Source organism: Pseudomonas sp. B21_DOA (assembly GCA_030544685.1).
Lineage (GTDB): Bacteria > Pseudomonadota > Gammaproteobacteria > Pseudomonadales > Pseudomonadaceae > Aquipseudomonas > Aquipseudomonas fluorescens_AO.
Genome location: CP086683.1, coordinates 3619719 through 3640620, shown reverse-complemented (window position 1 = coordinate 3640620; position 20902 = coordinate 3619719). Strand labels below are relative to the sequence as shown.

The 20902-nt window shown below is 58.5% G+C and carries 14 protein-coding genes and 3 pseudogenes; 7 read left to right on the top strand and 10 right to left on the bottom strand.

What is annotated here, in order from left to right; genetic code table 11:
* Positions 1-7: 7 nt before the first annotated feature.
* From LJU32_16755 to LJU32_16735, 5 genes and pseudogenes are all read left to right on the top strand, one after another.
* Positions 8-1582: an ABC transporter ATP-binding protein gene (locus LJU32_16755; protein ID WKV87381.1), complete on the top strand. Its 1575-nt coding sequence runs from the start codon at positions 8-10 to the stop codon at positions 1580-1582.
* Between the two features lie 141 nt (positions 1583-1723).
* Positions 1724-3138: pseudogene (locus LJU32_16750) on the top strand (sigma 54-interacting transcriptional regulator).
* A 272-nt stretch (positions 3139-3410) separates the two neighbouring features.
* Positions 3411-4802: a GntP family permease gene (locus LJU32_16745; protein ID WKV87380.1), complete on the top strand. Its 1392-nt coding sequence runs from the start codon at positions 3411-3413 to the stop codon at positions 4800-4802.
* 7 nt (positions 4803-4809) lie between these two features.
* Positions 4810-5583, top strand: coding sequence for a 3-hydroxybutyrate dehydrogenase (gene hbdH, locus LJU32_16740; GenBank protein WKV87379.1), 774 nt, complete (start codon positions 4810-4812; stop codon positions 5581-5583).
* Between the two features lie 136 nt (positions 5584-5719).
* On the top strand, positions 5720-7684 hold the full coding sequence (locus LJU32_16735; GenBank protein ID WKV87378.1) for an acetoacetate--CoA ligase: 1965 nt from the start codon (positions 5720-5722) through the stop codon (positions 7682-7684).
* 40 nt (positions 7685-7724) lie between these two features.
* Here LJU32_16735 and LJU32_16730 read toward each other — a convergent pair whose 3' ends face one another.
* The 4 genes and pseudogenes from LJU32_16730 to LJU32_16715 form a co-directional block, all read right to left on the bottom strand.
* Positions 7725-8369 carry a hypothetical protein gene (locus tag LJU32_16730; protein WKV87377.1) on the bottom strand — a complete coding sequence of 215 codons (645 nt, stop codon included), beginning with the start codon at positions 8367-8369 and terminating at the stop codon, positions 7725-7727.
* Positions 8321-9502, bottom strand: a complete 1182-nt coding sequence (locus LJU32_16725; GenBank protein ID WKV87376.1) for a hypothetical protein — start codon at positions 9500-9502, stop codon at positions 8321-8323. Before LJU32_16725 ends, LJU32_16730 begins: the two co-directional genes overlap by 49 nt.
* A complete protein-coding gene (locus LJU32_16720) occupies positions 9499-11304 on the bottom strand; it encodes a hypothetical protein (GenBank protein WKV87375.1) in 1806 nt (601 codons plus the stop codon). The genes LJU32_16725 and LJU32_16720 overlap by 4 nt, the downstream gene beginning before the upstream one ends.
* 249 nt (positions 11305-11553) lie before the next feature.
* Positions 11554-12659 (bottom strand): annotated as a pseudogene (locus LJU32_16715) (PilT/PilU family type 4a pilus ATPase).
* Between the two features lie 109 nt (positions 12660-12768).
* Between LJU32_16715 and LJU32_16710 the strand changes: the two are divergent.
* Both LJU32_16710 and LJU32_16705 read left to right on the top strand, forming a co-directional pair.
* A pseudogene (locus tag LJU32_16710) lies at positions 12769-15304 on the top strand (PAS domain-containing protein).
* Positions 15305-15355: 51 nt separating this feature from the next.
* Complete coding sequence (locus LJU32_16705; protein WKV87374.1) at positions 15356-15631, top strand: peptidylprolyl isomerase; 276 nt, start codon at positions 15356-15358, stop codon at positions 15629-15631.
* A 125-nt stretch (positions 15632-15756) separates the two neighbouring features.
* Here the strand turns inward: LJU32_16705 and LJU32_16700 are convergent, their stop codons facing one another.
* From LJU32_16700 to LJU32_16675, 6 genes are all read right to left on the bottom strand, one after another.
* Positions 15757-16692: a sugar kinase gene (locus LJU32_16700; GenBank protein ID WKV91128.1), complete on the bottom strand. Its 936-nt coding sequence runs from the start codon at positions 16690-16692 to the stop codon at positions 15757-15759.
* Positions 16693-16846: 154 nt separating this feature from the next.
* On the bottom strand, positions 16847-18061 hold the full coding sequence (locus LJU32_16695) for an amino acid deaminase (GenBank protein WKV87373.1): 1215 nt from the start codon (positions 18059-18061) through the stop codon (positions 16847-16849).
* Positions 18062-18099: 38 nt separating this feature from the next.
* The gene (locus LJU32_16690) at positions 18100-18864 is read right to left on the bottom strand and encodes an IclR family transcriptional regulator (protein ID WKV87372.1); all 765 of its coding nucleotides are present in this window, start codon (positions 18862-18864) and stop codon (positions 18100-18102) included.
* Between the two features lie 158 nt (positions 18865-19022).
* Positions 19023-19412, bottom strand: coding sequence for a RidA family protein (locus LJU32_16685; protein WKV87371.1), 390 nt, complete (start codon positions 19410-19412; stop codon positions 19023-19025).
* 31 nt (positions 19413-19443) lie between these two features.
* Positions 19444-20235, bottom strand: a complete 792-nt coding sequence (locus LJU32_16680) for an amino acid ABC transporter ATP-binding protein (GenBank protein WKV87370.1) — start codon at positions 20233-20235, stop codon at positions 19444-19446.
* Positions 20232-20894 (bottom strand): amino acid ABC transporter permease, encoded by a 663-nt coding sequence (locus tag LJU32_16675; protein ID WKV87369.1) that lies wholly within the window; start codon positions 20892-20894, stop codon positions 20232-20234. The genes LJU32_16680 and LJU32_16675 overlap by 4 nt, the downstream gene beginning before the upstream one ends.
* Between the last annotated feature and the right edge of the window lie 8 nt (positions 20895-20902).

Genomic DNA, 20902 nt, shown 5'->3' with positions numbered 1-20902 from the left:
CGTGACCATGACTGAAAACCTGATCGAAATCCGCAACCTCAATGTCGCCTTCCATGGCCAGACGGTGGTGCGAGAACTGTGCCTGGATATCCGCCCCGGTGAGTGCCTGGCGCTGGTCGGCGAATCGGGCTCGGGGAAATCGGTGACCGCGCATTCGATCCTGCAACTGCTGCCCGATACGGAGGCGCAAACCCGTGGCAGCATCCGCTATCGCGGACAGGAACTGCTCGGTGCCGAGCCGAAAGTCTTGCGTGAGCTGCGCGGCAATCGCATTGCGATGATCTTTCAAGAGCCAATGACCTCGCTCAATCCGCTGCACACCATCGAAAAGCAGATCGGCGAAACCCTGTTGCTGCACCGTGGCCTCGGCGGCAAGCAAGCGCAGCAGCGTATTCTCGAATTGCTCGGACTGGTCGGCATTCAAAAGCCCAAGGAACGCTTGAAAGCTTATCCGCATCAGCTCTCTGGCGGGCAACGGCAACGGGTGATGATCGCCATGGCCCTGGCCTGCGAACCGGAGTTGTTGATTGCCGACGAGCCGACCACGGCGCTGGATGTCACCGTGCAGCGCAAGATTCTCTTGCTGCTCAAGTCCTTGCAACAGCGGCTCGGCATGTCGCTGCTGCTGATCAGTCACGATCTCAATCTGGTGCGCAGCATCGCGCAGCGGGTGTGCGTGATGAAGGCTGGCGAGATCGTCGAGCAGGCACCCTGCGAAACCCTGTTTACCGAACCCAAACACCCTTACAGCTGCGTGCTGTTGAACGCAGAACCGGAAGGTGAAGCCCTGCCCCGTGACGAACGTGAAAATGTGCTGGAAGTCGCTGACCTGCGTGTCGATTTCCAGGTCGGTGGCGGACTGTTTCGCCGCAAGCAATATTTGCGCGCAGTTGATGGCATCAGCCTGAATATTCAGCGCGGCAAGACCTTGGGCATTGTTGGCGAGTCCGGTTCGGGCAAGTCGACGCTGGGGCAGGCGATTCTGCGCTTGCTCGACTCCGAAGGCAGTATCCGCTTTCAGGGCGAAGCACTTGATGGTCTCAATCAGAAGCAACTGCGGCCGTGGCGCCGAAAGATGCAAGTGGTGTTTCAGGATCCGTTTGGCAGCCTGAGCCCGCGCATGTCGGTAGCACAGATCATCAGCGAAGGCCTGGAAGTGCATTGCGAATCGACGGCTGACGAATGCGACGAGCAGGTAATTCGTGTTCTCAAGGAAGTCGGTCTGGATCCGGAGAGCCGCCATCGCTACCCGCATGAATTTTCCGGCGGTCAGCGCCAGCGCATCGCCATTGCCCGGGCACTGGTGCTCAAACCCGCGCTGATCCTTCTTGATGAACCGACCTCGGCCCTCGACCGCACCGTACAGAAACAAGTGGTCGCCCTGCTCCGTGATCTGCAGGAAAAACACGGTCTGACCTACCTGTTCATCAGCCATGATCTGGCGGTGGTGCGCGCGCTCGCCCATGACATGATCGTGATCAAGGACGGCCAGGTCGTCGAGCGGGGCGCCAGTCACGACGTGTTCGACAACCCGCAGCATCCGTACACCAAAGAGCTGTTGGCGGCGGCGCATCCGGGGTAGGCATAATCGGCGCTCGCCTCGGAACCGAGTCATGGCTATCCCGAGCAGGCTCACTCCTGCAATTGGAATGCGTTCCCCTGTAGGAGTGAGCCTGCTCGCGATGAGGCCTTTAACAGGCGAAATATTTTCAGGACCCTGCAGATGAACACCACCGAAAGCCTCAAGGACTATCAACGGGTTCGCACCCTGGCGATCCGTTCGCTGTTCGAGATCATCGAGCAGTCCAGCGAAGGCACGGTGATCGTCGATCGCGAAGCGAACATCGTCTGGATGAACGAACGCTACGCGCGGCGCTTTGGTCTCGAATCGGCGGCAGGCGCCATCGGCAAATCCTGCGAAAGTGTGATCCCCGGCAGCTTGCTGCGCGAAGTGGTGCGCACCGGTCGCCCCATTCTGCTGGACATGCAGGACACGCCGAAGGAACCGCTGGTGGTGATGCGCCTGCCGATCCACGACGACGCCGGCAGCGTGATTGGCGCCATCGGTTTTGCCCTGTTCGACGAGTTGCGCACGCTGTCGCCGATGCTCAAGCGCTACCTGAGTATGCAGGAAGAACTCGCCTCGACCCGCTCGCTGCTGCGTGCGCGGCAGACCAAATACAATTTCGCCCATTTCATCGGCACCAGCGCCGCCAGCCTCGAAGTCAAACGCCGCGCCCGGCGCAGTGCCAGCGCTGATTCGCCCGTTTTGCTGCTGGGGAAACCGGCACCGGCAAAGAGCTGCTTGCCCAAGCGATTCACAGCGCCTCGCCACGGGCACACAAAGCCTTCGTCAGCATCAACAGTGCGGCGATTCCCGAAGCGCTGCTGGAAGCCGAATTCTTTGGCACGGCACCCGGCGCTTTTACCGGCGCCGATCGCAAGGGGCGCACCGGCAAACTGCAGGTCGCTCAGGGCGGCACGCTGTTTCTCGACGAGATCGGCGACATGCCGCTGCCGCTGCAAAGCAAACTGCTGCGGGTGTTGCAGGAAAAAGAGTACGAACCGGTCGGCTCCAACGAAGTGATCCAGAGCGATGTGCGGGTAATCGCCGCGACCTCGACGGATCTGCAGGCGGCGATCAAGCGCGGCGAATTCCGCGCCGATTTGTACTACCGCCTCAACGTACTGCCGATCCAGGTGCCGCCGCTGCGCGAACGTCTCGATGATCTGCCGGCGCTGAGCGAGGCGATTCTGGAAGAACTGCGCAGCCAGCATGAACTGCACCGCGATGCGCTGGCGTTGCTGGGCCAGCATGCGTGGCCGGGCAACATTCGCGAGTTGCGCAACGTACTGGAGCGGGCGGCGTTGCTCAGTGATGATCTGATCTTGACCGAACAGGATATTCGCGCGGCGATTGGCACGTTTACTCCGGTTCAGCGAACGCCCGAACCGAGTCTGCAAGCGCCGGCCGGTGAGACATTTGCCAAGGCGCGGGCGCGGTTTGATCGGCAGTTGATCGAGTCGACCTTGGCGCAATGCGATGGGAAAGTACCGGAGGCTGCCGCTCGGCTGGGGCTGGGGCGGTCGACCCTGTACAAGAAAATGGCTGCGCTGGGGATCGTTGAGTCTACATAAAGAGACACTGATCTCTTATCTTGGATAGTGTTTTTAAGATCAAAAGATCGCAGCCTTCGGCGGCTCCTACAGGGTTGATACGTATTTCCTTGTAGGAGCTGCCGAAGGCTGCGATCTTTTGGTCTCACAAACGAGACAAATTTTCCGGCACAATCTCAGTACTTCATGAAATATCTATAGATATCAACATGTTAGGTAGTTGGCACAATAATCGCTAACACATCTCCACACCCGTTCCACCCACAAAAATAACAATCCTGGAGAGACACACCATGAGTGTGATCATTGCCTTGGCAGCCCTGACGCTGCTGATGCTGGCTGCCTACCGTGGCTACAGCGTCATCCTCTTCGCCCCGATCGCCGCCCTCGGCGCGGTGCTGCTCACCGATCCGTCTGCCGTCGCACCCGCGTTCACCGGGGTGTTCATGGACAAAATGGTTGGCTTCATCAAACTGTATTTCCCGGTGTTCCTGCTTGGCGCCGTATTCGGCAAGTTGATCGAACTGTCGGGCTTCTCCCGCTCGATTGTCGCTGCGGCCATTCGCCTGCTCGGCACCAGGCAAGCGATGCTGGTGATCGTGCTGGTCTGCGCCCTGCTCACTTACGGCGGCGTGTCGCTGTTCGTCGTGGTCTTTGCCGTTTACCCGTTTGCAGCGGAGATGTTTCGCCAGAGCAATATTCCCAAGCGTTTGATACCGGCGACCATCGCCCTCGGTGCGTTCTCGTTCACCATGGACGCCCTGCCCGGCACGCCGCAGATCCAGAACATCATCCCCAGCACCTTCTTCAACACCACCGCCTGGGCGGCGCCGTGGCTGGGGGTGATCGGCACGATCTTCGTATTCTGCGCCGGGATGCTGTTCCTGCAGCGTCAGCGCAACAAGGCGCAGCGTGCCGGCGAAGGTTACGGCACAGAACTGCGCAACGAACCGGAAACGGCAGAAGATCTCAAGCTGCCGAACCCTTGGATTGCGCTGTCGCCATTGCTGGCGGTGGGCATCATGAATCTGCTGTTTACCCAGTGGATTCCGCAGTGGTACGGCAAGACTCATAGCCTCGCGCTGCCGGGCATGGCCGCGCCGGTCGCCACCGAGATCGCCAAACTCACGGCGATCTGGGCGGTGCAGGCGGCGTTGCTGGTCGGCATCCTCATGGTGTTGGCGTTCGGCCTTCAGGCGATTCGCAGCAAGCTTGCCGAAGGCAGCAAAAGCGCGGTCAGCGGTGCGCTGCTGGCGGCTATGAACACCGCTTCCGAATACGGTTTTGGCGCGGTGATTGCGGCGCTGCCCGGTTTCCTCGTGCTGGCTGACTGGCTCAAGCAGATTCCCAATCCGTTGGTCAACGAAGCGATCACCGTGACGCTGCTGGCCGGCATCACCGGTTCGGCCTCGGGCGGCATGAGCATTGCGCTGGCGGCGATGTCCGAGCAGTTCATCAGTGCGGCGCACGCGGCGAATATTCCGCTGGAAGTGCTGCACCGCGTCGCAGCGATGGCCAGTGGCGGCATGGACACCCTGCCGCACAACGGCGCGGTGATCACGCTGTTGGCGGTGACCGGGCTGACCCACCGCGAAGCCTATAAAGACATTTTCTGTATTACGCTGATCAAGACCCTGGCAGTTTTCGTGGTGATCGGCACTTTCTACGCCACTGGCATTGTGTGAGGTATTCATGACCACTCTTTCCGGCAAGACAGCTTTGGTGACCGGCTCCACCAGCGGCATCGGCCTGGGCATCGCGCTGAGCCTGGCCAAGGCCGGCGCCAATCTGATTCTCAATGGCTTCGGCGACGCCTCGAAAGTGATCGCTGACGTCGCTCAGTACGGCGGCAAGGTTGGCCATCATCCCGCCGATGTCAGCGACCCGGCGCAGATTGCCGACATGGTTGCTTACGCCGAGCGTGAGTTTGGAGGCGTCGACATTCTGGTCAACAACGCGGGTATTCAGCATGTCGCGGCAGTGGAAGAGTTCCCGGTGGAGCGCTGGGATTCGATCATCGCGATCAACCTGTCGTCGGTGTTTCACAGCACGCGTCTGAGCCTGCCGGGCATGCGTCGGAAAAACTGGGGGCGCATCATCAATATCGCCTCGGTGCATGGTCAGGTCGGCTCCACCGGCAAAGCCGCATATGTCGCCGCAAAGCATGGCGTGATCGGCCTGACCAAAGTGGTCGGGCTCGAAACCGCGACCAGCAATGTCACCTGCAATGCGATCTGTCCGGGCTGGGTGTTGACGCCGCTGGTGCAGAAGCAGATCGATGATCGCGCGGCCAAGGGCATCGATCCTCAGCAGGCTCAGCATGATCTGCTCGCCGAAAAACAGCCGTCGCTGGAGTTCGTCACGCCGCAGCATCTCGGTGAGCTGGTGCTGTTCTTGTGCAGCGAAGCGGGCAGCCAGGTGCGCGGCGCGGCGTGGAATATCGATGGTGGCTGGCTGGCGCAATAAACACCTGGCCCTCTGTAGGAGTGAGCCTGCTCGCGATAGCGGTACATCAGTCACCTGTTACGGGTCTGGCACACCGCTATCGCGAGCAGGCTCACTCGTACAGGGTATGTGTAATCCGATAAGAAGAGGCAACCCCATGTCCGAGATCCTCTGGCAACCCGACGCCCAGCGTATCGCCCGTTCGCGTCTGGACGCCTTTCGGCGCGAGATCAATCAACGGCATTCGCTGCAGCTCGATGGCTACCCTGCCCTGCACCAATGGAGCATCGAGCAGCGCCCCGCTTTCTGGCAAGCGATCGTCGATTTCTTCGACATCCGCTTCCACACTCAGCCAGACGCCATTCTGCGTGAAGGTGCAGAGCTGCCCAGCGCCGAATGGTTTCCGGGCGCGACGCTGAACTTCGCTGAACACCTGCTGCGCCGTCGCGATGATGCGGTAGCAGTGGTCGCCGTCGCGGAAAATGGCCAGCGCGAACAGCTGACCTGGGCCGAACTGGCCGAACACGTCGCCGGTTTTCAGGCGAGCCTGCGCGCGGCCGGTGTGGCTCAAGGTGATCGCGTGGCGGCGTGCATGCCCAACACCTGGCAGACGCTGGTGGCAATGCTGGCCACCACCAGCCTCGGCGCGATCTGGTCCTGCTCGTCGCCCGACTTTGGCACCCATGGCGTGATTGATCGCTTTGGCCAGATCGAACCGAAAGTGCTGCTCACCTGCGCCGGTTATCAATACGCCGGAAAAACCCTCGATCAGACCGCCAAGCTCAACGAAATCCTGGCGCAACTGCCGTCGCTGCAGCAGTTGATTATCGTGCCGTACGCTCGCCCGCAAGCTCGCATCGAGGATTACCAAACCCTGGCCGGCGTCTCCTTCTGGGAAGATTTTTATCTACCCGGCTGCGAGCCGGATTTCACCCCGGTGCCGTTCAACCATCCGCTTTACGTGCTGTACTCCAGCGGCACCACCGGCGTACCGAAATGCATCGTCCACAGCACCGGCGGCGTGCTGCTGCAACACGTCAAAGAGCACGGCCTACATTGCGACCTCGGACCTGGTGATCGCCTGTTCTACTACACAACCTGCGGCTGGATGATGTGGAACTGGCTGGTTTCGGCGCTCGCGGTTGGCAGCGCTGTCGTGCTCTACGACGGCTCACCGTTTCATCCGGACCCTCAGCGTCTGCTCGACCTGATCGACGACGAACGCATCAGCGTGTTTGGCACCAGTCCCAAGTTTCTTGCCACGCTGGAGAGCAGCGGCGCCAGGCCCAGGGAAAGTCATGACTTGAGCAGCTTGAAAACGCTGTTGTGTACAGGCTCGGCGCTGTCGCCGCAAAGTTACGATTTCGTTTACCGCGACTTGAAAACCGACGTGTGCCTGGCCTCGATGTCCGGTGGCACCGACATCGTGTCCTGTTTCGTCAACGGCAACCCAGTGTCACCGGTACGGCGCGGGGAAATCATGGGCAAAAGCCTCGGCATGGCCGTGGAGGTATGGAACGACGCAGGCCAGCCGGTAATCGGTGAAAAAGGCGAAATGGTCTGCACTCGGCATTTCCCGGCGATGCCGATTGGTTTGTGGAATGACCCTGACGGCGCGAAGCTGCGACAGTCTTATTTCAGCCTGTTTCCTGGCGTCTGGGCACAGGGTGACTACGCCGAACAATTGCCCCACGGCGCGATGATGATTCATGGCCGTTCGGATGCCGTGCTCAATCCGGGTGGCGTGCGGATCGGCACGGCGGAAATTTATCGTCAGGTCGAGAAAATCACCGACGTGCTGGACAGCGTCGCCATTGGCCAGCAGTGGCAGGATGATGTGCGGGTCGTGTTATTTGTGCGATTGCGCGAAGGACTGATGTTCAACGACCAGCTGCAACAGCGCATTCGTGACGTTATCCGCGCCAATACCACCCCTAGGCATGTACCGGCGAAGATTGTTGCGGTGACGGATATTCCACGCACCATCAGCGGTAAGGTTGTCGAGCTGGCGGTGCGAGACGTGGTGCATGGGCGGCCGGTGAAGAACACCGATGCGCTGGCCAATCCCGAAGCGCTGGAGCAGTTTCGGGATCGGCGTGAGCTCAGCGACTGCGCGCCATGAAGCAACGCTGCCCCGTGCCAGCATGGGGCAGGGTTACGAATCAATCACCGTTCAATTCAATGAGAACTTCACTCTCTATCGTCCGACCGATGTGACGGTTGACCGCTGCATTGAGGATTTGGACGTTCTTGAAGTATGCAGCAGCATCCGTTTCCACCTGACTCAGCAGCGCAGTCAACACTGCATAGGAGTCGGCATTCGAACGAGCTTCAGCAGCACTGTGAAACCCGCCACCCGGTTTCGGCAGGCGCCCAGCCGCGAGATTCAGCAACGGTGCCACATCGAGGACGGCAGTGTTGTTCTGCATACTGGCCGGGGCGGTAATCAAATCAGTTTTGCCTGCCCCTGCGCGGAACATCTCATGAAGCAGATCGTCCGCAACCTCACCGTAATTAAAACCTGCTGCATTGAAACGGGAATTGAGATTTCGGTTGTTGATGATCAAGTACTCGACACTTTCCTTCTCGTGCAAGCCGGCCTTTTTCCATTCGCTGTATTGGGTCTGGCTGACTTCAATGGTTTGATCACCGATTTTTGCACTGTCCAGCACGAAATTGCTGGCGGAGGTGTCGCAGACGTTCAATCGAACAGCCGTCAATAAAGTCGCAAACTCATCTCGCCCTCCAGGGGTGGTGCCTAAAAACAGGCCAATGGCAAAATCGGTCTTGGTATTGAGCTTTGGCATGCTGAGCAGGTTGACTGCCGCGTCAACCTTTTCCCGCGCAATCGGCAGACTGTTCTGGACGATATGTCGCGTATAGCTCTCGGGACGCACGCCAGGCACAGTGAACGCGTGCTGAAACTGGAAGTCAGCCAGCGTTTTCCCCACGGAGTACCGCGACTGCTTATCGCATACCATTGATTGTTTCTGTTCAACGCACATACGTTAACCACATCGGCGGCACCTGCCCGGGGTTTCCATTTGCCCTGACCGGCTTGGGGCAAACTGGATAACTTCAGAAAGTCCACGGATTGACGTCTACCGGTCAATCGATGCAATTGCGAGGTCGCTGAGTCGAGTAGCTTGACGCCCTGCCTGCTTAATTCAAGGCCGCTTTTCAAAAGTGACTTGGTCGCGAGGTATCCGGCCGTCGGTAACCCATCTATGGGGTTGAATGTCGACACCGTCAACTTCAAGGAATATTTCACGACGCTGGCGAGTTTCGCCGTCAGCGAAACTGTTCTTGCTGCAATAGTCAGTATCTTTGCCGGGGCGCCCAAGACAGTGAAGAAAATCCCGATCGCATCCATCGTGCAGGCATAAATGCCATCCACGACTTTGTTGCGCTCACCCGAAGCAATGTCTTCAATGCATCGTTTGAAGGGCACAACCAGATCAACTACAAACGTCACCCATTCGTCGGTCTTCTTGGTCAGAGACTCTCTTTCCGTAAGATCAGTAAACGCCAACTTCAGTTCATCGAGGCTGCCGATAGGCCGGTGCGTTATCACGAATTGCGCGATATTGTTTATATGTTCGTCCATGAAGAACTGATAAAGACTGTGCTTGCCCGCTGGCGGAGTTGTCGGCGCAGCAAGCGTCCCCAGCTTTTCTATGACCATGATATCGGAGGCATTAGGGCGGGGACGTGTACCCTGCGTGTAGCTATGAAAGTCAGTCGGAACATTATGGGTTGCGGGAAGAGGAGATGACTTATCATTGCTCTTTCCTTGAAAATCCAGCCTGGCTTGCATCTTCATTTTTTGAGTTTTCAGAATCAATTCACCCAAAGCGTCATTTCTTCGACATTCGCCCAAAAGGCTGAACAACTCATAGCAGAGAAATTCATTATCACCGTATGAGGCGATCATGATCACCGCGAAGCGCCCCGTGCCTGATCTTTCTTCGCTTGCACCTCGAAACTTTGAGGCCCCTTGTTGGCCACGCCCACCAAGTTGTAATTGCTACTGGGGTAGATAATTTCAGTAACTGGCGCCCGCACAGTAAAGAAAGTTATCTTGTTTTTTGCAAAAATATCGCGATCCGGGCGGGGCATTCCAGACAGGGCCAGCTTTATATTGGAAGCTATCGCTTTGTGAATGTTGCGGTGATACTTTCGAACCTCCGCCTCAAAAACATCTTGATTAATCGCCAGCCTCATCAACTGCGGATATCGGCTCAGAATGTGTGGTGTTTCATTCCAGTCCCATTCGCCCGAAGTCAGTACACCCTCGATGTGCAAATCCAGCATTGATACTCGTGCACTGGAAAAAGTTTCCGGCCGAAGTAGCGGGTCCTCGAGAAAATCACATTCCGGTAAAGCTTTTTGCAAAGCCTCCAGCGCGAGCTTCTTCCGATTGGGTACTGGCGTGGAAAACGCCTTCACGCCGTTGACCATCGTTTCTACATGTATTTGATAGGCACCCAGAGCTTTCTCGGCGGCATTGGCGACAGATGCATTCAGATCACTTTGCGTGATCACCTCGTTGATCAACGCCCAATCAATGATGACGTCAACTGCAGCCAGGCCCTGGAGTTGGCCCAGTGCATGACTTATCGAGCCCATGTCGGCAAATAGCATTACGTCATCGTAATGAACAAAGCGTGAAGATCCTCTGACGCTGAGCTCGATCATGCCGACCGCCTGAGACAACGTTACCCATCCGATTGAACCAGCAGTCAGCCATGTCGGCACACCATCGATCAACAGTACCGGGGCCACCGCGGACAGCAGCATATGTGATGCCAAAGGCACCAACGCGCGGGGCACGATTTTCTGGCCGACAAGATGCTGCTCAAAGCTCTGCCGAATACTGGACATGCTCTTATCGGCGGCAACGGCTGGATGATAAATATCATAGCCAGCGATTACGTTGCGCTGTTTCTTGTTGCCAATACCTGGATCAAGTTGAAGAAGAATGGCCGTGTAGAGAACTTGCGCATAATCATACGCATCGCACTCCTCGACAGCACGAGCGCCCCACCACTGCAGTGCATCAATATACTTCTTCGCCAAATCATAGGAAAACTGATGATGCACAAGTTCCTGCAGCACCTCGTCGGCAGTCTCCCAATCAATCCCGTCATGTAAAACGGGCTTGACGTTTTCATACAACATGTCCAGTAAACCTTTTCCGGCGGGAACCAGTTTTGCGGTCACTGTACGAATTTCTTGACACTGAGTTACGGTCAATGCAGCTGAGCCACCATCGTGGCCGTTGATGTAGTCCCAGTAACTGGCGATACGGTCACTACGGCGGAATTCCCATTGCAGAAAATTCAGCAGAGATTCCAGTTGCTCGACATCAGTCGGGACCAACAGCCCGTGAAAGCGCAGCCATTGAGCATAACTGGCATCGTCCGTTACCGAGCGGACTGCTCCACCCGTTTGCGCCGCGCCCTCCATGATTATTTTCAGGACTGCCTGCTCATTCGGGTCAGATTGTATTTTCTGTCGTATGCTTTCAGCGCCACTTCCGTTGTTGATCCAGACGTCAAGCCCGGCGCTGGTGACGATTGCAACCGCGTTACGATCGTATGGCTTGATCAGATCCGCCAGCATTTTGCTGAAAGTCTTGTGCACATAATAAAAAGAGGATTCTTCCTCCAAGGTCAAAGTAATTGACTCCATATCGATCAACGCTGCACTTTGTCGCACTTTATACAACGCATAAAGCACTGACGTTATTTTTTCCGCTCTAGCCCATCAGCTTTAATGCATAACTGATTTTCCTGCGCAGCCACAACTGCACTACCAGAGGAACCACTTCTGATCTTCATGTTCTGTCCTAGTTTAAATTCATTAGCGTCATAATCGACGCCTTTAAACTTTAAACAGAACCAAACATCAATCAACCAGTTAGTTATTAACCAACATTTCAGAGCGAAAACTTCAACAGAACAAACACGAACTCAATAAACATCCACTTTACTCAATCAACCCCCAACCACCCGACGAATCATCTTTGATTCTATCGTCTGAGCGCAGCTTTATCCGCAATCTTAAATTATTCACAGAATCTGCATGTTTAATTGCTTCATCTACATCGACGACACCTTCTTCAACCAGCTTATAAAGCGCGGAGTCGAATGTTTGCATACCTGCACCCTCCGACTTTTCCATAACGCTTTTAAGTTCTCCCAGTTCATTTCGCCGAACCAGATCTCCCACCGTTGGCGTGCCTAGCAATACCTCAACAGCAGCCCTTCGTTGACCATCAACAGTACGCACCAAGCGCTGTGAGATAAATGCTTTCAGGTTATTGCCTAGCGCTTGCAGCAACTGCGGTCGCCGCTCTTCAGGGAACATATTGATAATCCGATCCAGCGCCTGATTGGCATTGGTCGCGTGCAAGGTCGACAACACCAGATGCCCGGTATCGGCGAATGACAACGCATGCTCCATGGTTTCGCGATCACGTATTTCGCCGATCAATACCACATCCGGGGCCTGGCGCAGCGTGTTCTTCAAAGCAGCTTGGAAACTGCGTGTGTCGACACCGACTTCGCGCTGATTGACGATCGAGCGCTGGTGCCGGTGGATATATTCGATCGGGTCTTCGATCGTCACGATGTGCCCGGCACTGTGGCGGTTGCGGTGATCTATGAGTGCCGCCAGCGACGTCGACTTGCCTGAACTGGTTGCGCCTACAAACAGAATCAACCCTCGCTTGAGCATCACCGTTTCCAGCAACACCGGCGGCAGCTTCAGGTCTTCGAATCGCGGGATGTCGAGTTTGACATTGCGGATGACAATCGACACATCGTTGCGCTGCTTGAAAATGTTTACCCGGAAGCGCCCGACGCCCGTTCGGGAGATTGCCAGGTTCATTTCCAGATCCCGGTCGAACTCCCGGCGTTGCTCGGCGTCCATCAGGAGGCGGCGATGGCCGCGGTTTCGCCGGGTTTGAATGGCTGATCGCTCAAAGCTCTCAGCACACCGTCAATGCGCGCGCTCGGCGCTGCGCCGGTAGAGAGGAACAGATCAGAACCGTTTTTTTGCGACAATATTGTCAACAGTGCATCGATTTCCATGGCTGACAGCACCCGCGAAGCATTGAATGAGCAGATTTGGCCTACGCTTGGCGCGGCTCCTGCAACAATGATAGACCCCGTCTCACCGAACCACGCTCAGGATTGAAACATGAACGCTGTACCCACCACCGATGACGCTCAGGCCCTGATTGCCCGCACCGACTGGAGCCGCAGCCCGCTGGGCCCCGCCGGCACCTGGCCGCAGAGCTTGCGCACGGCGGTGGATATCGTCATTCATTCACCGATGCCGATGCTGCTGTTATGGGGTCCGCAACTCACGCAGATCTACAACAATGGTTTTGCCCTGCTCGCTGGCAGCAAACATCCCGAAGCGTTCGGGCAACCGACTCATGACGTCTGGCCGGAAGTCCGGGATTTCTCCGAACCGATTTATCAGGCGGTGTTACAGGGCCAGGTACGCAGCTTCAGCGAGCAGCGGTTCAGCGTGCAACGTGACGGCAAGAAAACCGATTTCTGGCTGGATCTGACCTACAGCCCGATTCGCGATGAAACCGCCCAGGTGGCTGGAATTCTGATCACCGCCATCGAAACCAACGAACGCCGCCGCATCGCCCTGGAGTTGCAGCGCCGTTCCGAGGAAAGCCTCAAGGCCCAGCGCCAGTCCGAAGAACGCCTGCAACTGGCCTTGGCCGCCACCGACGCGGTAGGTACCTGGGACTGGGACATTGGCGAAGACCGCTTCATCGCCGATGCGCACTTTGCCGAATTGCACGGTGTCGATCCGGCCAGGGCCGGGCAGTTGCCGATCAGCGAATATCTGCACGGGGTACACCCCGAAGACCGCGCCATGGTCGCGCGCGGCATCAAGTATTGCATTACTCATGGCACTGAGTACGCCGAGGAATACCGCTTGCTGCAGGCTGATGGCACGCTGCGCTGGGTGTTCGCACGCGGCCGTTGCTACAAGGATCATCATGGTCGGCCGGTGCGTTTTCTCGGCGCGGCGCTGGACCTGACCGAACGCAAACACACCGAACAGGCGCTGCGTCAGAGCCAGACCGAATTGCAGCTGATCATCAACGCCATGCCGATCCTGATCAGCTATGTCGACGCCGAAGAACGTTTTCGCCTGAACAACGCGGCCTATCTCGACTGGTACGGGCTGACTCCGCAAGAGCTGTACGGTCGTACGATTCGCGAAGTCATCGGCGAAGAGGCGTATTTCCTGCGTGCACCTTTTATCGCTGAAGCGCTGGCAGGACGCTCCTGTTCGTTCAGTTTCTACACGCCGCACCGCGACGGCAGCACCCGTCACGCGTTGATGAACTATCTGCCCCGTCATGGCGCGGACGGTGCGGTCAACGGTTTCTACATCTTTGTCATCGATGAGACCGAGCGCAAAAAACCGAGGAAGCCCTGCGCAATCTCAATGAAACCCTCGAAGAGCGAGTCAGCGCCCGCACCGAACAACTGGCCCAGGCCAACCAGCGTTTGCAGAACGAGATGTTCGAGCGCGAGCGCGCCGAAGATGCTCTGCGCCACGCGCAGAAAATGGAAGCTGTCGGCCAGCTCACCGGCGGCATCGCTCATGACTTCAACAACATGCTCACGGGCATCATCGGCAGTCTGGATTTGATGCAGCGCTATATCGCCAACGGACGCGCCGACGAGATTGGCCGCTTCACCGAGGCGGCGGTGTCATCGGCCAATCGCGCAGCGGCGCTGACCCACCGCTTGCTGGCGTTCTCGCGGCGCCAGTCGCTGGACCGCAAACAACTGAACGTCAACGAGTTGGTGCACTCGCTGGAAGACCTGATCCGGCGCACCAAGGGCGATGCCATCGATCTGCAATTGCGCCTGCCCGACGACGTGTGGCCCGTCAGCACCGACGTCAGTCAGTTGGAAAATGCCCTGCTCAACCTGGTGATCAACGCCCGCGATGCGATGCCGGAGGGCGGCGCGTTGCTGATCCAGACCGCGAACGTGTACCTCGACAGCAGCGACATCACCATTCTCGAGCCGGTAAAGGCCGGGGAATACGTCATGCTCGCGGTCAGCGATAACGGCACCGGCATGACGCCGTCAATTCGCTCCAAGGCGTTCGACCCGTTTTTACCACCAAGCCGATCGGCCAGGGCACCGGACTGGGGCTGTCGATGATCTACGGATTTGCCCAGCAGTCCGGCGGCCATGTCAGCCTCGACAGTGTGCCGGGACAAGGCACTTGCGTACGTCTGTACTTGCCGCGTTTGCTTGAACTGGATGCCGAGGCGGTGTCGGTGAAGAATGCCGAACCGATTGCGGCGTCATCGACCGGTGAAACCGCGCTGGTCGTTGAAGATGATCCGGCGGTGCGCATGCTGGTACTCGATCTGCTCAAGGAGCTGGGCTACAAAACCTTCGAAGCGGAAAACGCGCAGACCGCCCTGCCGCTGCTCGAATCCGCACAACGCATCGATCTGCTGGTCACTGATGTCGGGCTGCCGGGCATGAACGGTCGCCAGTTGGCGGAGATTGCTCGCCAGCATCGGCCGGATCTTAAAGTGCTGTTCATGACCGGTTACGCGCAAATAGCTGCCGAGCGTCAGGGCTTTCTCGAAGCAGGCATGGACATGGTCGCCAAGCCGTTTGTACTCGAGGTCCTGGCGAGCAAGATCCGCAAGTTGAGCACCCCGATCCCGTGACTTGAGGCATAATCGCGCGCCCCGCCGTCACCCGTTATCAGGTATCGCACGATGAAAGCCCAAGCCCGCCACATTCTGGTGAAAACTGCCGAAGAGGCCGAACAACTCAAACAGCGCATCGCCAAGGGTGAAGCGTTCGATGTGCTGGCGAAGAAGTTTTCCACCTGCCCGTCCGGCAAGCGCGGCGGCGATCTGGGCGAAGTGCGGCCGGGACAGATGGTCGGGGCGATTGATGCAGTGATTTTCAAGAAACCGCTGCGCACCGTGCATGGGCCGATCAAGAGCAAGTTTGGCTATCACCTGGTGCAGGTGTTTTATCGGGATTGATCACTGCTGCTGTGTAGGAGCTGACGAGTGCAACGAGGCTGCGATCTGTTGATTCTGCGTTTGCGGATCAAGATCAAAAGATCGCAGCCTCGTTGCACTCGTCAGCTCCTACAAGGGATTGCATTTCAAATTCTGGGGATCAGCGCTCCGGGTACTTGAATCACCCGACTGGCCAATTCATGCCCCGCCGCTGCCGCCTCCGCCGGACTGCCGCCGAGCAAGCGCCTGGCCAGATACGCCGCGCTGAACGAGTCCCCCGCCGCTGTGGTGTCGACGACCTTATCGACCTTCTGCGCCGGCACTTCGAACGCCTCACCATCGCAGCGAATCAGACACGCCTCGGCGCCGCGCTTGAGCACCACTTCCGCCGTGCCGATCTGTGCATACGTGGCAAACACCTCAGCGCAATCGGCAAACCCGAACAGCGCCTGTTCGTCATCCACCGTCAGCAACGCCAGATCGACATAAGGCAGGACGCTGCGATATGCCGCGCGCGCCTCTTCCACCGACGCCCACAGGCGCGGGCGGTAGTTGTTGTCGAAAACGATGCGTGCGCCGCGCTGTCTGGCTTCAATCAGGGTCTTGATCAGTCGGGCGCGGCCTTGCATTCCGAGTACAGCGAGGGTGATCCCGCTGAAATACAGCACGTCGTAGTCCGGCAACGCCGCGAGGATCGGCTCGGCCGCAGGGGTGGTGAAGCAATCGCGTACCGCCGCTTCGTTGCGCCAGTACAGGAAACGCCGCTCGCCGTTGGCGTCGGTCTGGATGCAGTACAGACCGGGCAGCCGACCGGGCAGGCGCTGCACCAGATCGAGGCCGATGCCTTCGCTGCGCCAGATCTGGCACATCGCGTCGCTGAAACTGTCATCGCCCAACGCGGTGACGTAGTCGACTTGCGCCTTGTAGCCCAGCGCACGGGACAGGTACACCGCCGTGTTGAGGGTATCGCCACCGAAGCTTTGCTGCAGACTGCCGTCGGCGCGTTGCTGCAGTTCGATCATGCATTTGCCGATCAGGGCGATGCGCGGGGTGTTGGGCCCCAGAGGGCTGAGCGTGGTCATCTGGTAGGGTCTCTGGTCGTTCGGTGGTGGCTGTTGTGGCGTCATCGCTGGCAAGCCAGCTCCCACATAGTCAAGGTGAACATAAATTGGGTAATCACCTCCGGCCCTGTGGGAGCTGGCTTGCCAGCGATTGGCCGCGACTCGGTCTCAAGCCTTAGAAACAAGTTTCCATGGTCTCGATGACCGCCAACTGCTCATCCACCAGCAACCCAACACGCCATTTGTCAAACGTCAGGCATGGATGCGAAGTACCAAAGGAAATGATGTCGCCGACCCGCAACTCGACACCCGGCGCTACGGTCATGAACGCATGCTGATCCATCACCGCGGTGACCTTGCACGCGCCGACATCATCACCTGTCGCCGGCACCACGCCGGCCTTGTAGCGCAACAACGGCACCGGCAAACCGGCGTCGAAGGCGACATCGCGCTTGCCCAGAGCAATCACCGCAAAACCCGGTTCCGGCAGCGACTGCACATGAGCCCAGACTTCCAGCGCCGGGCGCAGGCCTTCGTGCAGGTCGCTGCGACGGTCGAGCACGCAGCACTGCGCCTCTTTGTAGATGCCGTGGTCGTGCGCCACGTAACTGCCCGGGCGCAACACGCTGAGGAAGCGGCCAGCGGCGTTTTGCGTTTCGAAGGATTCGGCAATCAGGTCATACCAGGCCGAGCCGGACGCGGTGATGATCGGTTTGGCGATCGCAAAGGCGCCGCTGTCCTGCAGCTGCACCGCCAGGCGCACAAGCGATGCGGCGAACTCGCGAATGCCGCTGACTGCGTGGTCGCCGTGGATCACGCCTTCGTAACCTTCGATGCCGGTCAGGGCCAGCGCCGGTTGCGCGTCGATGGCCTTGGCCAGTTCGATGACTTCCTGCTCGCTGCGGCAACCGCAGCGTCCGCCGACCACGCCGTATTCGATCATCACGTTGAGCTTCACGCCCCGCGAAGCGAAGTAAGCCCCGAGGTCGGCGACGTTATCCGGGTGATCGACCATGCAATAGAAATCGAACGTCGGATCGGCGAGCAGATCGGCAATCAGCGCCATGTTCGGCGTGCCGACCAGTTGGTTGGCCATCAGCACCCGGCGCACGCCGTGGGCATAAGCGGCGCGTGTCTGCGTGGCGCTGGCGAGGGTGATGCCCCAGGCGCCGGCGTCGAGCTGTCGCTTGAACAGGGCTGGGGTCATGCTGGTTTTGCCATGGGGCGCCAGTTCCGCGCCACTGTCGCTGACAAACTTCTGCATCCAGCGAATGTTGTGCTCCAGGGCCTCGCGGTGCAGCACCAGCGCCGGCAGACTGACGTCGCGGGTCAGTTGCGCACCGATGGCGGCATCGCCTTTTTCTACGGCAGAGTTGATGGCAGTGGTCATGGTCGAATCCTCACAGGCGCGGCCGCAGGCAGCCGCGGTTATTCGTTGATCCGCCGGGCGAGGCTGTTGGCGCTCTCGATCAATACCCGGCGATAGTCGTTGTAATTGTTTTTCGCATCGGCCCGTGGGGCGACGATGCACAAAGTACAAATGGCCACGCCTTGCGGGTCTTTGACCGGCGCGGCGAAGCAATGGGTGAAGGTGTCGGCGACGCTGTCGAAGGAGAAGAAGCCATCGATGCCAGCCTGACGAATTTCCGCCAGAAAACGTTCCAGTGGCAGGCGTTCGCCGTCGGGCAGGATGTAGTCGTCTTCGTCGATCAGGTCGATGATCTGCTGGTCGCTCAAATGCGCGAGCAGCAGGCGCCCGGAGGCGGTCCACGGGATCGGCGCGTTTTCGCCAATATCGGATGAGATGCGGAAATGGCGCTCGCCCTCCTTCATCAGCGCCACCGTGTATTTGCGCCCATTGAGCAGGCACATCTGCGCAGTTTCGCGGGTCTGGCTGACGATTTCCTGCAGGGCGTGATCGGCCTCACGACTGAGGTCGAAATGGCGCAGATGCGCCTGGCCGAGGAAGTACAACTGGCGGCCCAGATAGACGTGACCGTCCCTGCCCACCGGCTCCAGAATTCTCCGTTCCAGCAAGGATGCGACCAATTCGTAGACCGTCGATTTCGGGCTGCCAATGCCATTGGCGATGTCATTGGGGCGCAGCGGCTGGCCGATTTCCTTGAGAAAATCGAGGATATCGAACGCCCGGTCCAGACCGCGAGCCCGGCGCTTGATGGTGTCTTCGGTCATTTCAGTGGGTTCCATTCAAAGTCGCCGGGAGTTTACAGCCAATGATCGTTCCCATGCTCCGCGTGGGAATGCCTCACCGGACGCTCCGCGTCCGCTTTTGGGACGCAGAGCGTCCCGGGCTGCATTCCCACGCATAGCGTCGGAACGATCGGCGTGTTTCAGGCCTTCTTCTTGTAGGCAATGCAGTCGATCTCAACCTTGCAATCGACCATCATGCTCGCCTGCACACAGGCCCGCGCCGGGGCGTGTTCGGGTTTGAAGTACTCGGCGAAGACCTTGTTGAAGCTGCTGAAATCCCGAGGATCGTCCAGCCACACACCGGCCCGTACCACGTCTTCCAGGCCATAACCGGCCTCTTCCAGAATCGCGATCAGGTTCTTCATGGTCTGATGGGTCTGCTCGACGATGCCGCCAACAATGATCTCGCCATCCACCGCCGGTACCTGACCGGACACATGCAGCCAGCCATCCGCTTCGACAGCGCGGGCGAATGGACGAGGCTGGCCGCCGGCGGCGGTGCTGCCGGTGCCGTAACGCGTAATACTCATGGGTGTTTCTCCTGATTGCAAAAGTGCAGATTCAAAACCGCGTGCTCTTGAGAAATTCCGCCAGACGCGGCGATTGCGGGCGTTCGAACAGTTCCTTGGGAGGCCCCTGCTCTTCGATTCGCCCTTGATTCATGAAAACGATCTTGTCCGAAACCTCGAAAGCGAAACGCATTTCGTGGGTCACCAGCAACATGGTCATGCCGTCCTCGGCCAGGCCCTTGATCACGTTGAGCACCTCGCCGACCAGCTCCGGGTCAAGGGCCGAGGTGACTTCGTCAAAAAGCATCAGGCTCGGATTCATCGCAATCGCTCGGGCAATCGCCACGCGCTGTTGCTGGCCACCGGACAACTGACCGGGAAAGTGATTGCGCCGCTCCAGCAGGCCGACGCGCTCCAGCCATTTTTCGGCGAGCACCACGGCTTCGTCCTTATGCATCTTCTTCACTTTGAGCAGGCCCAAGGTGACGTTCTGCAACGCGGTCAGGTGCGGGAAGAGGTTGAATTGCTGGAAGGCCATGCCGGTCATCGCACGATGGCGGGCAATGACCTTTTCCGCATGGCGCACACGTTTACCGTTGACCTCGTCGTAGCCGATGGATTCGCCGTCGAGCAGGATCTGCCCGCCCTGGAATTCTTCGAGCATGTTCACGCAGCGAAGCAACGTGGTCTTGCCCGAGCCGCTGGAACCGATCAGCGTGACGACATTGCCGCGCTGCATGCTCAGGTCGACACCCTTGAGCACTTCCACCGCGCCGTACTGTTTGTGCAGGCTGCGAATGTCCAGCAATGCCTGATCCTGTGAAGCAACTTGAGCTTGAGTCATGGCAGGGCCACCCGCTTTTCAATGTGCCGGCCGAGTAATTCGATGCCGTAGTTGATGACGAAGAACAGAAAACCGGCGAACAGATAGAACTCCAGGGTCATGAAGTTCCGGGCAATGATCTGTTGCGTGCTGAGCAGCAGTTCGGCCACGCCGATCACCGAGAGCAAGGTCGAAGCCTTGACGATTTCGGTGGACGAGTTGACCCAGGTCGGCAGGATCTGCCGCAGCGCCTGAGGCAACAGGACGTAGCCGAGGGATTGGTAGAACGTCAGGCCGATGGCTTTGCCCGCCTCCATCTGCCCTCGCGGCAAGGCTTGCAGCGCGCCACGAACGATTTCGGCGACGTGCGAGCCGCAAAACAGCGTCAGGCCCAGGGCTCCGGCCTGAAACGCGCTGATCTGCCAGCCGAGCGCAGGCGCCATATAGAAGCAGGCCAGCACCAGCACAAACACAGGCGTGCCGCGAATCAGATCGACGTAAACGCGGAACGGTGCACGCATCCAGAACTTGCCATATGTCAGGACCAGCCCGGCGACCACACCAAGCAAGGTGCCGAGCACAATGGCCAGCGCCGAGACCTGAACACTGGTCAGAAAGCCTTGCCATAACGGCTCGCGGGCGAGCCACAATTCATGCAACCAACTGGGTGATTGGTACATCGCAGCCT

Bases quoted from the DNA above. Each gene is read 5' to 3' on its own strand.
- LJU32_16755 (WKV87381.1), top strand. From the start codon at position 8: ATGACTGAAAACCTGATCGAAATCCGCAACCTCAATGTCGCCTTCCAT.
- LJU32_16745 (WKV87380.1), top strand. From the start codon at position 3,411: ATGAGTGTGATCATTGCCTTGGCAGCCCTGACGCTGCTGATGCTGGCT.
- hbdH (WKV87379.1), top strand. From the start codon at position 4,810: ATGACCACTCTTTCCGGCAAGACAGCTTTGGTGACCGGCTCCACCAGC.
- LJU32_16735 (WKV87378.1), top strand. From the start codon at position 5,720: ATGTCCGAGATCCTCTGGCAACCCGACGCCCAGCGTATCGCCCGTTCG.
- LJU32_16730 (WKV87377.1), bottom strand. From the start codon at position 8,369: ATGCCAAAGCTCAATACCAAGACCGATTTTGCCATTGGCCTGTTTTTA.
- LJU32_16705 (WKV87374.1), top strand. From the start codon at position 15,356: ATGAAAGCCCAAGCCCGCCACATTCTGGTGAAAACTGCCGAAGAGGCC.
- LJU32_16700 (WKV91128.1), bottom strand. From the start codon at position 16,692: ATGACCACGCTCAGCCCTCTGGGGCCCAACACCCCGCGCATCGCCCTG.
- LJU32_16695 (WKV87373.1), bottom strand. From the start codon at position 18,061: ATGACCACTGCCATCAACTCTGCCGTAGAAAAAGGCGATGCCGCCATC.
- LJU32_16690 (WKV87372.1), bottom strand. From the start codon at position 18,864: ATGACCGAAGACACCATCAAGCGCCGGGCTCGCGGTCTGGACCGGGCG.
- LJU32_16685 (WKV87371.1), bottom strand. From the start codon at position 19,412: ATGAGTATTACGCGTTACGGCACCGGCAGCACCGCCGCCGGCGGCCAG.
- LJU32_16680 (WKV87370.1), bottom strand. From the start codon at position 20,235: ATGACTCAAGCTCAAGTTGCTTCACAGGATCAGGCATTGCTGGACATT.
- LJU32_16675 (WKV87369.1), bottom strand. From the start codon at position 20,894: ATGTACCAATCACCCAGTTGGTTGCATGAATTGTGGCTCGCCCGCGAG.